Consider the following 14,568-nt stretch of genomic DNA (forward strand, 5'->3'; position numbering starts at 1 on the left):
TCCGTCGCCCGGTGTCGTACCGGGCACGTAGCGTTGCCCCTCGTGCGACCCCTCCCCTCGGCCCACCCGGGTACCCCTCCGCTGACGTCCGCCCCTGCCTACCTGTGGTGGGTCGCGCGCCGTCAGGGTCGGCTCGTGCTCGGTGGCGCGGCCGTCGGGGTCGTCGCCGCGGTCTCGCAGGCCGCGATGCCCTTCCTGCTCGGCCGCCTGGTCGACACCGGCCTGTCCGACGGTCTCTCGCGCAGCCTGCTGGTGGGCTGCCTGCTGCTCCTGGCCGTCGGCCTGGTGCAGGTCGTGGCCAACGTCGTCGGCCACCGCCTCGAGGTCGAGAACTGGCTGCGCGCCGCCTTCCGCACCTCCCAGCTCGTCGGCCACCACGTGAGCCGCACGGGCGACGCGGTCACCGCCGAGCTGCCCACCGGCGAGGTGGTCGCGACCGTGGCCTCGGACTCGCTGCGGGTCGGCGAGGTCTTCTTCGTCGCGGCGCGCTTCATCGGCGGGGTCGTGGCCTACGTCATGGTCGCCTTCCTGCTGCTCAACAGCTCGGTGACCCTCGGGGTGGCCGTCCTGGTCGGACTGCCCGCGGTCGCGGCGGTGCTGGCCCTGCTGGTCCGGCCGCTCCAGCGACGCCAGTCGGTGCAGCGCGAGGCCGCCGGTCGGCTCACCACCCTGGGAGCCGACACCGTCTCGGGTCTGCGGATCCTGCGGGGCATCGGCGGCGAGGAGGTCTTCACCGCGCGCTACCGCGAGCAGTCCCAGGCCGTGCGCCGGGCGGGGGTGCGTGTCGCGCACACCCAGTCACTGCTCGACGCGATGCAGACGCTGCTGCCGGGCCTCTTCCTGGCCGCCGTGGTGTGGTTCGGCGCACGCCTGGCCATCACCGGGGAGATCACCCCCGGCCAGCTCGTCACGTTCTACGGCTACGCGGCCTTCCTCACCGAGCCGCTCACCGCAGCGACCCAGGCGGTCCAGGTGATGACCCGCGCGCTGGTCGGGGTCAAGAAGATCCTGCGCGTGCTGCGGGTGCCAGTCACCGGGGGCGACCCGGAGAACCTCCCCTCGGACGAGGGTGTGCGGGGCTCCACGGCGTCAGCCGGCGCAGACCTCGTGGACATCACGAGCGGTCTGGTGCTGCACGCAGGCCGGGTGACGGCCCTGGTCAGCGCTGACCCGGACGAGACCGCCCGGATCGCGACCCGGGTCGGCCTGCTCGGCCGCGAGCACCTCCAGGACGCCCCTCGGGTGACCCTCGGCGGGGTCCCGCTCGACGAGCTGGGGCTGGCCGAGGTCCGACGCCGCATCGTGGTCGCCGAGTCGACCCCGCAGCTGTTCACCGGGGTGCTGCGCGACGAGCTCGACGTGCGCGACCACGCCCGCGGCGAGGTCCTGATGCGCGCCCTGGCCACAGCCGATGCGGGCGACGTCCTGGACTCGCTGCCCGACGGTCTCGACGGGCTGGTGGCCGAGAAGGGCCGGTCCTTCTCGGGTGGTCAGCGCCAGCGGGTCGCCCTGGCCCGGGCTCTGCTCACCGAGCCCGAGGTCCTCGTGCTGGTCGAGCCGACCAGTGCGGTGGACGCGCACACCGAGGCACGCATCGCGCAGCGTCTCGCGCAGGCCCGGTCCGGGCGCACCACGGTGATCGTCTCCGCGAGCCCGCTCGTGCTCGACCGCGTCGACGACGTGGTGCTCGTCGCCGACGGCGTGGTGCAGGGGCGCGGCACGCACCGCGAGCTGCTCGACGGCGACGCCCGGGTCGCCGCCCTCTACCGAGCGGTCGTCAGCCGCACCGGTCCGCAGACCTCGAACGGGGCGCCGGCCACCGGCACCGTCATCCCGCGCCCGGCCACCCCCTTCACCCACGAGCACCACCGAGAGGAGGACCCCCGTGAAGCTGCCCATCGCTGACGGACCCATGCTGCGCGAGCACACGGGCCGGCTGCTGCGGACCAACCGTCGCGGTCTGGGCAAGGTCCTGGCGCTGCACACCCTGGCTGCCACGACCGGCCTGGCCGGTCCGTGGCTGCTCGGCCGGATGGTCGACGCGGTCGCCCAGGGCACGACGACCACCTTCGTCGACCAGGCGGTGCTCCTGCTGGTCGTGGCCGTCCTCGCCCAGACCGTCCTGATCCGTTACGCCCAGCGGGCCGCGATGATCCTCGGCGAGACCGTCTTCGCCACGCTGCGTGAGCAGTTCATCGGCACGGTGACCCGCCTGCCGCTGTCCACGGTCGAGCGGGCCGGCACGGGTGACCTGGTCGGTCGCACCACCAACGACATCGACCGGGTGCAGCACAGCGTGCGGTTCGGTGTCCCGCGGGTCCTGGTGACCACGGCGACGATCGTGCTGACCCTGGTGGCGGCCTTCGTGGTCAACGCCGCGGTCGCGGTCGCGATGCTCGTGGGTGTCCCGCTGCTCCTGGCAACCACCCTGTGGTACCTGCGGCGGGCCCCGGCGGGCTACCTGCGCGAGTCCGCGGCCTACGCGACCCTCAACGGCACCATCACCGAGTCGGTCGAGGGCGCCCGGACGATCGACGCCCTGGGCCTGGGCCCGCGCCGTCGTGCCCGGGTGGACGACGACCTGCGGGAGGCCTTCGCCGCCGAGAGCTACACGCTGCGGCTGCGCACCGTGCTGTTCCCGGGGGTCGACCTGTCCTTCATCCTGCCGATCATCGCGGTCGTCGCCTGGGGGGCGTACCTCATCTCGACGGGTGGCGCGACGATCGGTGCGGTCACCACGATCGCGCTCTACGCGCTGCAGATCATCCACCCCATCGGCGAGCTGATCTTCTGGCTCGACGAGATCCAGGTCGGCGCGACCTCCCTGGCGCGGATCATCGGCGTGGACTCGGTGCGCCCCGACCGCGAGACCCGTGAGGGCATCCCGAGCGACGAGCACGTGGTCGCCCAGGACGTGCGCTACGCCTACCGCGAGGGCCACGACGTGCTGCACGGCATCGGTCTGGACCTGCGGGTCGGAGAGCGGCTCGCCGTGGTCGGCCCGTCCGGTGCGGGCAAGTCCACGCTGGGTCGCATGCTCGCGGGCATCCACCCGCCGACCGGTGGTCGGGTGACCGTGGGCGAGGTACCCCTCATCGACCTGCCGCTCGAGGAGCTGCGCGGGCACGTCGCGCTGGTCACCCAGGAGCACCACGTCTTCGTGGGGACCATCGAGCAGAACCTGCGCCTGGCCAAGATCTCGGCCGACGACGAGGAGCTGCTGCGTGCCCTGGAGGCGGTGGACGCCAAGGAGTGGGTCACCGCGCTTCCCGACGGCCTGATGACCGCGGTCGGGTCGGGCGGGCTGACCCTCACCCCCGCCCAGGCTCAGCAGGTGGCGCTGGCCCGGCTCGTCCTGCTCGACCCGCACACGCTCGTGCTCGACGAGGCGACCTCGCTGCTCGACCCGCGGGCTGCCAGGCACCTCGAGCGGTCGCTCTCCGCTGTCCTGGAGGGCCGCACGGTCGTCGCGATCGCCCACCGCCTGCAGACAGCCCACGACGCGGACCGCGTCGCGGTCGTCGACGGCGGGCGGATCACCGAGATCGGCCCGCACGACGAGCTGGTCGCGGCCGGAGGCGGCTACGCCGACCTGTGGCACTCCTGGCAGCACGACTGACCACGTGCCACCCTGCCCGCCCGGGTATCCGCTGGCGTCGGCGGCCCCCGGACGGGCAGGGTGGTACCCGTGCTGGGTCCACTCCGTCTGCAGTGCGGGATCGTCGTCGACGATGCCGAGCTGAGCTGGCGGTTCTCCCGCTCGAGCGGGCCCGGCGGGCAAGGGGTGAACACCACCGACTCCCGGGTCGAGCTCTCCTGGGACGTGGCGGGCAGCCCTGCTCTGGACGAGGCCCGGCGCGCCCGTGCTCTGGCGCACCTGGAGGGTCGGCTCCGCCACGGGGTGCTCACCGTCACCGCCTCCGAGCACCGCGCCCAACGTCGCAACCGCGAGGCCGCCCTGGCCCGGCTCACAGCACTGGTCGACGAAGCCCTGCGACCACCGGCCGCCCCTCGGCGCCCGGCGCGGCCGAGCCGAGCCTCCCGGACGCGCCGGGTCACCGCCGAGCGTCAACGACGCGACGTCAAGTCGCTGCGCCGCCGACCGTCGGGGTCGTCAGGCGACTGAGCTCGTCCGCCGACCGACCGCTGCGCTCACCGACCCGCTGCGTCGAGTCCTCGCCCGGGCCGGCCGGCTCGTCGGGACCGTCCGGCTCGCCGGGACCGTCCTCGTCCTCGACCTCGGCGCGGGCCTCGTCCCGGACCATCCGGAGCCAGAGCAGCACGGCGAACCCGCCGAAGATCCACCACTGCACGGCATAGGCCAGGTTCTGCAGGTCCAGCCCGCCCCCGCCACCGCCGGGCGGGGGCAGCAGGGCGACCTCGGCAGACTGGCCGGGCAGCGGCTCGACCAGCACCAGGTAGCCCGAGTAGATCGGGCCGCCCCAGCGGTTCACCAGCTGGGCCGGGCTGACCGCCTCGACCTGACCGGGGGGCAGGCCTCGTTCCCCGGCGGCCTCGCCGGCCTGGAGGTAGCCGAGCAGGTCGACCTCCCCGGCGGGGGGTCGGGGCACGTCCCGCGCGGCCGTCTCGTCGACCCAGCCGCGCACCACGGCCAGGACCGGCCCGGACGCGGCCTCGCCGGTCCCGGCGGTGCCCGTCACGGGTGCGACCCGCAGGGCGTCGAGCAGGAGGTAGCCGGTCTCGCCGTCCAGCGCCCGGCCCGGGACCAGCAGGGTGGTCCCCTCGAACTGGCCGGACACCGTCACCTGGCGACCGACCAGGTCACCGCGAAAGGTGGTCTGGGGTGCGAGCACGTCGTCGAGCGGCTCGACCGCAGCCACCTCGGCCCGCGCGGCGGCCTCCCCGCGCACCTGGGCACGGTCGAGCTGCCACACCCCGAGCCGTCCGCACACCGCGGCCGCGGCGAGCAGGAGCACCAGCAGCACGAGCATCCGTGGGGTCAGCGCGGTGCGGAGGTACGACGGCGCCCTCGGACTCACCCCACCACGCTACCTGCAGCACTGGACTCGTGAGACCCACCTGCTGCGCCGCACCCGCACATGTGGTGCCATGGCCTGGTGTCCCATGTCACACCGGCGCACGCGGGGTGACGAGCCGCCTCGGGGCCAAACGTCCCATGTCTTTGGTGGGGCGCCCGGCAGGCTGGGCACACACGACGGGGTGCACCCGCCGTGCCCGCTCCCAGCCCTGGAGTCGTCACGATGACCACAGTCCTCGAAGTCCCCTCCGGCTGGCCCTCGCGCGAGGTCGAACCGCTCGACGACGCGACCCTGAGCCGGGTGGACGCCTGGTGGCGCGCGTCGAACTTCCTCTCGGTCGGCCAGATCTACCTGCTGGACAACCCCCTGCTCGCCGAGCCGCTGCACCGCGACCACGTCAAGCCGCGCCTGCTCGGCCACTGGGGCACCACTCCGGGCCTGAACTTCCTGTACGCCCACCTCAACCGCGTCATCGGGGAACGCCGTCAGTCGACCCTGTACGTGACCGGACCGGGACACGGTGGACCGGGCCTGGTGGCCAACGCCTATCTCGACGGGACCTACTCCGAGGTCTACACCGACATCACGACCGACACCGAGGGCATGCGCAAGCTGTTCCGCCAGTTCTCCTTCCCCGGCGGCATCCCCAGCCACGTCGCCCCCGAGACCCCCGGCTCGATCCACGAGGGCGGTGAGCTCGGCTACGCCCTCTCGCACGCCTACGGCGCGGCCTTCGACAACCCCGACCTGCTGGTCGCTGCGGTCGTCGGCGACGGCGAGGCCGAGACCGGCCCGCTCGCGACCAGCTGGCACTCGAACAAGTTCGTCGACCCGGTCAACGACGGGGTCGTGCTGCCGATCCTGCACCTCAACGGCTACAAGATCGCCAACCCCACCGTCCTGGCCCGCATCCCCGAGAGCGAGCTCCTCGAGCTGATGCGCGGCTACGGGCACACCCCGTACGTGGTCTCGGGCGGCTTCGACGGCGAGGACCCGACCGCGGTGCACCAGCGGATGGCTCAGGTGCTGGACGAGGTGCTCAACCAGATCAGCCAGATCAAGGCGTCCGCACGCGAGGGGACGCTCACCGAGCGACCGCTGTGGCCGATGATCATCCTGCGCACCCCCAAGGGGTGGACCTGCCCGCCGGTCATCGACGGCAAGCAGGTCGAGGACTCCTGGCGCTCGCACCAGGTCCCGCTGGCCAGCGCCCGGGACACCGACGCCCACCTCCAGGTGCTGGACGGGTGGTTGCGCTCGTACCGCCCCGAGGAGCTCTTCGACGCGACCGGTGCCCTGGTGCCCGACGTCGCCCGGCTCGCCCCCGAGGGCACGCTGAGGATGAGCGCGACGCCGCACGCGAACGGCGGCCAGCTGCTGCACGACCTGAGGCTGCCCGACTTCCGCGACTTCGCGGTCGACGTCGCCACCCCGGGTGCCACGATCGCCGAGGCGACCAAGGTGCTCGGCCAGTGGCTCGCGGCGGTCGTCGAGGCGAACCCGGACAACTTCCGGCTCTTCGGCCCCGACGAGACCGCGTCCAACCGTCTGCAGGCCGTCTTCGACGTCACCGACAAGGCCTGGGCGGCCGAGATCATCCCCCAGGACGACAACCTCGCGCGCGCCGGACGCGTCATGGAGATGCTGTCCGAGCACCAGTGCCAGGGGTGGCTCGAGGGGTACCTGCTGACCGGGCGCCACGGCGTCTTCAGCTGCTACGAGGCGTTCATCCACATCATCGACTCGATGGTCAACCAGCACGCCAAGTGGCTCAAGGTCACCCGCGAGATCCCGTGGCGTCGACCCATCGCGTCGCTCAACTACCTGCTGACCTCGCACGTGTGGCGCCAGGACCACAACGGCTTCTCCCACCAGGACCCCGGCTTCATCGACCACGTGGTCAACAAGAAGGCCGAGATCGTCCGGGTCTACCTCCCGCCGGACGCCAACACCCTGCTGGCCACCTACGACCACGTCATGCGCAGCCGCGACTACGTCAACGTGGTGGTGGCCGGCAAGCAGCCCGCCCCGACTTTCCTGACCATGGACGAGGCGGTCGCGCACTGCGCGCGCGGACTGGGCATCTGGGAGTGGGCCGGCACCGAGACCCGTGGGGAGTCCCCCGACGTCGTGCTGGGTTGCGCGGGCGACGTCCCGACCCTCGAGGTGCTCGCCGCCGCGGACCTGCTGCGCCGGCACCTGCCCGACCTCAAGGTCCGGGTGGTCAACGTGGTCGACCTGATGCGCCTGCAGGACGAGCGCGAGCACCCGCACGGGCTGAGCGACCGCGACTTCGACACCCTGTTCACCGCCGACAAGCCGATCATCTTCGCCTACCACGGGTACCCGTGGCTGATCCACCGCCTCACCTACCGCCGGGCCGGGCACGGCAACCTGCACGTGCGCGGGTACAAGGAGGAGGGCACCACCACCACGCCGTTCGACATGGTGATGCTCAACGACCTCGACCGCTTCCACCTGGTGATCGACGTCATCGACCGGGTCCCCGGGCTGGGCTCGAGGGCCGCGGGGCTGCGTCAGGAGATGGTCGACGCGCGCCTGCACGCCCGGCAGTACACCCGCCTGCACGGCGAGGACGTCCCCGAGATCCGTGACTGGGTCTGGCCCGACGTAGGGGAGACTGCAACCCAGGACGGCGGCCCTGCCAGGGACTCCGTGACCACCACCGCTGTCACCGGCGGTGACAACGAGTAGGTCCCGGCAGGTCGGGTCGAGCACGGGAAGCAACGCACGGACGAAGAGAACGGTACGGACCACATCGTGGCGAGAAGCATCTACATCACCTCGGCCGAGGGCGACACCGGCAAGTCGACGATCGCCCTGGGCGTCCTGGACCTGCTGACCCGCAGCGTGCAGAGGGTCGGGGTCTTCCGCCCCGTCGCGCGCTCGACCCACCACGACGACTACGTGCTCGAGCTGCTCCTCGCGCACGACGGCGTCGACCTGACGTACGAGGAGTGCGTGGGCGTCACCTACGAGGAGGTGCACGCCGACCCCGACGCCGCGCTCTCGCGGATCGTCTCGAGGTATCACGAGGTCGACCGCAAGTGCGACGTCGTGGTGATCGTCGGTACCGACTACACCGACGTCGCAGGGCCGACCGAGCTGTCGTACAACGCACGGATCGCGGCCAACCTCGGCGCCCCCGCACTGCTGGTCGTGCGGGGGGCCGAGCGCCGACCCGACGAGGTGCGCCAGATCGTCGACGTATGCGTCGCCGAGCTGCGCACCCACCACGCCCAGGTCATCGGGGTCGTGGCGAACCGCTGCGCCCCCGAGGAGCTCGTGACCGTCCGGGCCGCCCTGGGCAAGAGCCTGCCTGCCTGGACCCTGCCCGAGGACCAGCTGCTCAACGCCCCGACGGTGCGCGCGCTGATGGAGGCCGTGGGCGGTCGGCTCGCGGCAGGCGACGAGGAGCTCCTCTCCCGCGAGGCCCTGGACCTGCTCGTGGGCGCCATGTCGATCGAGCACCTGCTCGACAAGCTGACTGACGGGGCTGTGATCATCACGCCCGGGGACCGGTCGGACATCCTCCTCGGGCTGCTCACCGCGCACGCGGCCGAGGGCTTCCCCTCCCTGGCCGGGATCATCCTCAACGGTGGCTTCTACCCTCCGCCCCCGGTCGCCCGGCTGGTCGGCGGCCTCGGGCAACGACTGCCGATCATCCGCACCGACCTCGGGACCTTCCGCACCGCGAGCGCCGCCGCGGCCACCCGCGGCCGGCTCTCGGCCGACTCCCAGCGCAAGGTCGACACCGCACTCGCCCTGTTCGAGAAGCACGTCGACGGCGAGACCCTGCTGGCCAGCCTCGACGTCTCGCGCCCCTCGGTCGTCACCCCGCTGATGTTCGAGTACGAGCTGCTCGACCGCGCCCGCGGCGACCGCAAGCACATCGTGCTCCCCGAGGGCAGCGACGACCGCATCCTGCGGGCCGCGAGCACCCTGCTGCAGCGCGGTGTCGCCCAGCTGACGATCCTCGGCAGCGAGGTCACGATCCGGGCCCGGGCCACCGAGCTGGGTCTGAACATCGCCGAGGCGGCCGTCGTGGACCCCCGCGACGGGGAGCTGCACGAGCGCTTCGCCGAGGACTACGCCGAGCTGCGCAAGCACCGCGGCATGACGGTCGAGCGTGCCCGCGAGATCGTCGGCTCGGTCTCCTACTTCGGGACGATGATGGTCCAGAAGGGGCTGGCTGACGGCATGGTCTCGGGGGCGATCCACACCACCGCCCACACGATCAAGCCGGCGTTCGAGATCATCAAGACGGTCCCGGACGTGTCGATCGTCTCGAGCGTCTTCCTGATGTGCCTCGAGGACCGCGTGCTGGTCTACGGCGACTGCGCGGTCAACCCGGACCCGACCGCCGAGCAGCTCGCCGACATCGCGATCTCCTCGGCCGAGACCGCCGCGCAGTTCGGCATCGAACCGCGCATCGCGATGCTGTCCTACTCGACCGGGGAGTCGGGCACCGGGGCCGACGTGGAGAAGGTCCGCGCGGCGACAGCCCTGGTCCGCGAGCGCCGGCCCGACCTGAGCGTCGAGGGGCCCATCCAGTACGACGCCGCGGTGGACGCCTCGGTCGCCCAGACCAAGATGCCCGACTCGACCGTGGCCGGACGCGCGACCGTCTTCATCTTCCCCGACCTCAACACCGGCAACAACACCTACAAGGCCGTGCAGCGCTCTGCCGGGGCCGTGGCCATCGGCCCGGTCCTGCAGGGTCTGCGCAAGCCCGTCAACGACCTCTCCCGCGGCGCGCTCGTCGGGGACATCGTCAACACCGTCGCCATCACCGCCATCCAGGCCCAGTCCCTGGCCTCGCTCGAGGCCGCACAAGGAGCAAACCCGTGAGCTCGAAGGTCCTCGTCATCAACTCCGGTTCGTCCTCGATCAAGTACCAGCTGCTCGACGGGGTGTCCGGGGAGTCGCTGGCCACCGGTCTGCTCGAGCGGATCGGCCAGCCGGTCGGGGCGATCAAGCACGAGGGACCGCAGGGCAAGACGGTTCTCGAGCAGCCGGTCGTCGACCACGAGGCCGGGATCGCGACGATCCTCGAGCTGTTCGCGGCCCACGGCCCGCAGCTCGACCCGAAGGACCTCGCGGCCGTCGGTCACCGCGTGGTCCAGGGTGGCGCCCGGTTCTCGGGCCCGGCCGTGATCGACGACGAGGTCGAGTCCGCGATCGAGGAGCTGTCGACCCTCGCCCCGCTGCACAACCCGCCGAACCTCGACGGCATCCGGGCCGCGCGCCGGGCCTTCCCCGACCTGCCGCACGTCGCGGTCTTCGACACGTCCTTCCACGCGACCCTCGCTCCTGAGTCGTACACCTACGCGATCGACCGCGACGTGGCCCGCGAGCACGGCATCCGGCGCTACGGCTTCCACGGCACCTCGCACGCCTACGTCACGCAGCGCACCGCCGAGCTGCTCGGCAAGGACCCGGCCGACGTGAACGTGATCATCGCCCACCTCGGCAACGGGGCGTCGATCACCGCTGTGCGCGGCGGCCGCTCGGTCGAGACGTCGATGGGGCTGACCCCGCTCGAGGGCCTGGTGATGGGGACCCGTTCGGGGGACATCGACCCGGCCGTGATCTTCCACCTCCAGCGGGTCGCGGGGATGAGCACGGACGAGATCGACGCGCTGCTCAACCGACGCTCGGGCATGCTCGGCCTGGCCGGCGCGAGCGACATGCGCGACATCCACGACGCGATCGCCGCCGGCGACCAGGACGCCCGACTCGCGCTCGACGTCTACTGCCACCGGCTCAAGCACTACGTGGGTGCGTACTACGCCCACCTCGGCCGGGTCGACGCCGTCGTCTTCACCGCCGGTGCGGGCGAGAACGACGACGTCGTCCGCGAGCTCTCCCTGACCGGGCTCGAGCGGCTCGGCATCCAGGTGGACCCGGTCCGCAACGAGGGCCGCAAGAAGACCGACACGGTCATCTCCCCTGACGGCGCCGAGGTCACCGTGCTGGTCGTGCCCACCAACGAGGAGCTCGAGATCGCGCGCGAGGCGTTGGCCACCATCGCCCGGGAGGCCTGAGCCCGGGCGCGGCCTCACCCCGGGCCCGGGACTGGGCCTGGGCCTGGGCCTGGGCCCGGCAACGTCACAGGCCCGAGCCCTCACGCGCGAGGCGTCGTGGTCGATAGGTACCAGGAGCAGGCTGTCCAGAGCCCACCCAGGGGGTGCCATGACGAGCAGCACGACCGAGCTGGCTCGTGCGGTCGCGCACGCCGACGAGACGAGCAGCTCCCACCCCGCGGCGTGTGTCGAAGGTGCGGCCAGAGGCCTGGCGTTGTCCAGGGCAGCCGGCGACCGTCTCGCCGAGATGCAGATCTCCTACTACGCCGGGTTCTCCCACTACCTGCTCTCGCAGGACCACGAGGCGATGGCGGCGATGGAGCACGCCCTGGGAGTCGCCCGCGAGCTCGGCGACCAGCGGTGGGAGGCCCGGGTCGTCGGGGGCCTCGGTGCGGTCCACAGCGGCTTCGGGGACAACGCCACCGCCATCGAGCTGCTCGAGCAGTCCTTGGAGCTCCGCCGCGAGATCGGTGACACCTACGGGATCGCAGCCTCGCTGAACAACCTGGGTGTGACGTTCGAGGAGATGGGCCTGTTCCTGGACCGGGCGCGGGACCTGCTGCGCGAGGCCCACTCGATGTTCGTCGAGATGAACGACCACCACGGGATGTGCGCGAGCCTGTCCCACCTCGCGTCGCTCGACGTCACCCTGAGCGCGGAGCTGGTCGCCGAGGACCCGGCCGGCGCGGATCGCCTGGCGCAGGGGGCGGTCGTGACCGCCCGGAAGGCCGTCGCGCACGGACGCGCCGTGGGCGGCAACCCCCGGCTCGTCGCCGAGACGCTGGTCAAGGAGGCCCTCGCGCTGATGGCCTGCGGTCGGCTCGACGAGGCCCAGCAACCGCTCGACGAGGTCGCCGCGATGGCAGGGCTGGTCGACACCCCGCACCTGGCGATCTCGCTCGCCTCGGGCCGCGGACGGCTGCATCGTCTGCGCGGAGAGCTCGACGAGGCGGTCGCCGCCCTCGAGACCGGGCTGCGGGTCAGCGACGGCCTGCAGCGCACGTTCGAGCGGGTGCACCTGCTCACCGAGCTCGTCACCGTCCACGAGCAGCGCGGTGACCTCGGTGCTGCCCTCGCCGCCCACCGCGAGCTGCTCACCGCCACGCTCAAGCAGCGTGAGGACGCGGCCGAGCGCCGCGGCCGGGCGGTCAACGCCCAGCTGGACCTCGAGCGCGCCCGGGTCGCCGCCGAGCTGCAGCGGGTGCGCTCCGAGCACCTCGAGGTGATCAACCGCGAGCTCGCCTACGACGCGACCCACGACCCGCTGACCGGGCTCGCGAACCGCCGCAGCTTCGACACGGCTCTCGCGGCGCGCACGGCCTCGGCCGACTCCGACCTGACCTGCGTCCTGGCCGATCTTGACGACTTCAAGGGTGTCAACGACCGGTACTCGCACGGGGTGGGTGACGAGGTGCTCCGCCGGGTGGGCCGCATCGTCGCGGCCGCCGTGCGAGGCACCGACCTGGTGGCCCGGATCGGTGGTGAGGAGATCGCTGTGCTTCTCGCGGCGACCGAGGACGGTCCCGCGCGGGTGGACACCGTCTGCGAACGGATCCGTGCCGCGATCTCCGGGGCACGGTGGGAGGACCTCGCCCCGGGTCTGACCGTCACGATCAGCATCGGTGCGGCGACCCGCGACCCCGGCGAGCCCGCGGACCGGCTCATGGCCCGTGCGGACACCTACCTCTACGCGGCCAAGGCCGGCGGGCGCGACCGCGTGGTGACCCGTGCGTCGGTCGAGTCTGGCCGCGACAGGCTGCGCACCGGTGCGCCCGAGCACCCGAACGGCAACCGCGTGGGGTACCGCACCCCGGTGGACCCGCCCTCAGCGCAGCCCGAGTGCCTTCATCACCCGTAGCGCGCCGGTGAAGACCCTGGTCCACCGTTCGGCCGGCAGGGCGTAGAGCCGGCCCAGGCCCCACCCACCGTGGGTGCCACGCTGCACCGCGACCGTCTGGGTCCAGGTGGTCGACCAGATCCCCTCGGCACCGTGCCGACGCCCCAGCCCCGAGTCCTTGACGCCACCCATGGGGGCGGCCGTCGAGCCCCAGACCGCGGTGTAGCCGTCGTTGACGTTGACGGTGCCGGCCTCGATGCGGACCGCGAGACGACGACCGCGGGCGACGTCGGCGGTCCACACGCTCGCGTTGAGCCCGTGGTCGCTGCCGTTGATCACCGCGAGGGCGTCATCGTCGTCGCGCACCCGCTGCACGGACACGACGGGGCCGAAGGTCTCCTCGGTGGACAGCACCGCGTCCGGAGGGACGTCGGACAGCACCGTGGGCTCGTAGAAGAGCGGTCCGACGTCGGGACGGTGGACCGCCCCGGTGAGCACGGTCGCGCCGCGGGCGAGGGCGTCCTCGACATGGTCCTGGACCCGCTCGAGCTGTGCGGCGGAGGTGAGAGAGCCGACGTCGGCCGAGTAGTCCAGGCCGGCGCCCAGGCGCAGCGCCCGCACGCGGGGCACGAAGGCCGCCAGGAACGCGTCGGCGACACCCTCGTGCAGCACGATCCGCTCGACCGACACGCACAGCTGGCCGGTGTTGGCGAAGCAGGCTCGCACGGCCCCTTCGGCCGCGATGTCGGGGGCCGCGTCGTCGGCCACGTACAGCGCGTTCTTGCCGCCGAGCTCGAGCGTCGCGCCGACCAGACGCCGGCCGGCACTCTCGGCCACGGTGCGCCCGGTCGCCGTCGACCCGGTGAACACGACGTGGTCCACGCTGTCCACCAGGCGTGCGCCGACCCCCGGGCCGTCCCCGGTCACCACCTGCACGAGACCCTCGGGCAGGCCCGCCTCGAGCAGCAGGTCCACGGCCCAGAGGGTCGTCAACGAGGTCTGGAGGTCCGGCTTGACGACCACGCCGTTGCCGGCCGCGAGCGCGGTGAGCGTGTCGCCGAGGGCAAGGGTCAACGGGTAGTTCCACGGCGCCACGACCCCCACCACACCGACCGGGTGCCGATGGATCGTCACGCCGGTCAGGCCCGGCACCAGCCCCCGGACCCGGCGCGGGGCGAGGTACCGCTCGACCCCGCGGGCGTAGTGGCGCGCCACCAGGGCGACATCGGCGACCTCCTCGTAGGCGCTCGCGCGGGCCTTGCCCGACTCGAGCTGGATGAGGTCGAGCACCTCCGACTGCCGGTCCAGCACCAGGTCGTGGACCCGCAGCAGCACCCTGGCCCGCCCGCGCAGCGGGGTCCGCGCCCACAGCCGCTGGGCCAGCCGGACCCGGGCGACCGCCGAACCCACGTCCTCCGGGGTGGAGAGCGGGACCTGGGCCAGCGGGGCGTCCGTGAGGGGGCTGCGCGTCAGGTGCACCCCGGCTCCCGGCGAGGTCACCACGTGCTCGGCGAGCCGCCGTACCTCCTGCGGGTCCACCGCCCACGTGGCGCGCGGGTCGACCTCGGGGTCGATGACGTCGGCGTCAGGTGTCATGCGACCCAGGCTACGACCCCGCCCGGGC

At 72.6% G+C, this 14,568-nt stretch carries 9 protein-coding genes; 7 read left to right on the forward strand and 2 right to left on the reverse strand.

Annotated features, from left to right (window positions below; all coding sequences use genetic code 11):
- Positions 1 to 42: 42 nt before the first annotated feature.
- The 3 genes from M1R94_RS02880 to arfB all read left to right on the forward strand — a co-directional run bounded on the left by M1R94_RS02880 (position 43) and on the right by arfB (position 4,126).
- Positions 43 to 1,905, forward strand: a complete 1,863-nt coding sequence (locus tag M1R94_RS02880) for an ABC transporter ATP-binding protein (protein WP_249380160.1) — start codon at positions 43 to 45, stop codon at positions 1,903 to 1,905.
- Positions 1,886 to 3,619: an ABC transporter ATP-binding protein gene (locus M1R94_RS02885; protein WP_249380161.1), complete on the forward strand. Its 1,734-nt coding sequence runs from the start codon at positions 1,886 to 1,888 to the stop codon at positions 3,617 to 3,619. The genes M1R94_RS02880 and M1R94_RS02885 overlap by 20 nt, the downstream gene beginning before the upstream one ends.
- A 69-nt stretch (positions 3,620 to 3,688) precedes the next feature.
- Entirely contained in the window at positions 3,689 to 4,126 is a 438-nt protein-coding gene (gene arfB, locus M1R94_RS02890) for an alternative ribosome rescue aminoacyl-tRNA hydrolase ArfB (protein ID WP_249380162.1), read from the forward strand.
- Here arfB and M1R94_RS02895 read toward each other — a convergent pair.
- On the reverse strand, positions 4,083 to 5,000 hold the full coding sequence (locus M1R94_RS02895) for an SURF1 family protein (RefSeq protein ID WP_249380163.1): 918 nt from the start codon (positions 4,998 to 5,000) through the stop codon (positions 4,083 to 4,085). The genes arfB and M1R94_RS02895 overlap by 44 nt on opposite strands.
- A 222-nt stretch (positions 5,001 to 5,222) precedes the next feature.
- On the opposite strand from M1R94_RS02895, the gene M1R94_RS02900 reads away from it, so the two are divergent.
- The 4 genes from M1R94_RS02900 (at position 5,223) to M1R94_RS02915 (ending at position 12,965) form a co-directional block, all read left to right on the forward strand.
- Positions 5,223 to 7,715 (forward strand): phosphoketolase family protein, encoded by a 2,493-nt coding sequence (locus M1R94_RS02900; protein ID WP_249380164.1) that lies wholly within the window; start codon positions 5,223 to 5,225, stop codon positions 7,713 to 7,715.
- A gap of 66 nt (positions 7,716 to 7,781) precedes the next feature.
- Complete coding sequence (pta, locus tag M1R94_RS02905) at positions 7,782 to 9,872, forward strand: phosphate acetyltransferase (RefSeq protein WP_249380165.1); 2,091 nt, start codon at positions 7,782 to 7,784, stop codon at positions 9,870 to 9,872.
- The gene (locus M1R94_RS02910; RefSeq protein ID WP_249380166.1) at positions 9,869 to 11,068 is read left to right on the forward strand and encodes an acetate/propionate family kinase; all 1,200 of its coding nucleotides are present in this window, start codon (positions 9,869 to 9,871) and stop codon (positions 11,066 to 11,068) included. The genes pta and M1R94_RS02910 overlap by 4 nt, the downstream gene beginning before the upstream one ends.
- A 148-nt stretch (positions 11,069 to 11,216) precedes the next feature.
- Positions 11,217 to 12,965 (forward strand): diguanylate cyclase, encoded by a 1,749-nt coding sequence (locus tag M1R94_RS02915; protein ID WP_249380167.1) that lies wholly within the window; start codon positions 11,217 to 11,219, stop codon positions 12,963 to 12,965.
- On the opposite strand, the gene M1R94_RS02920 is transcribed toward M1R94_RS02915, so the two are convergent.
- Complete coding sequence (locus M1R94_RS02920; RefSeq protein ID WP_249380168.1) at positions 12,933 to 14,540, reverse strand: succinic semialdehyde dehydrogenase; 1,608 nt, start codon at positions 14,538 to 14,540, stop codon at positions 12,933 to 12,935. The genes M1R94_RS02915 and M1R94_RS02920 overlap by 33 nt on opposite strands.
- Positions 14,541 to 14,568 lie beyond the last annotated feature (28 nt).

The organism is Actinotalea alkalitolerans, assembly GCF_023369855.1.
In the GTDB taxonomy this organism is placed as follows: Bacteria; Actinomycetota; Actinomycetes; order Actinomycetales; family Cellulomonadaceae; genus Actinotalea.

What these genes read in the sequence shown, in the direction of transcription:
- M1R94_RS02900 (WP_249380164.1), top strand. Translation starts at nt 5,223, where the DNA reads ATGACCACAGTCCTCGAAGTCCCCTCCGGCTGGCCCTCGCGCGAGGTC.
- M1R94_RS02915 (WP_249380167.1), top strand. Translation starts at nt 11,217, where the DNA reads ATGACGAGCAGCACGACCGAGCTGGCTCGTGCGGTCGCGCACGCCGAC.
- M1R94_RS02920 (WP_249380168.1), bottom strand. Translation starts at nt 14,540, where the DNA reads ATGACACCTGACGCCGACGTCATCGACCCCGAGGTCGACCCGCGCGCC.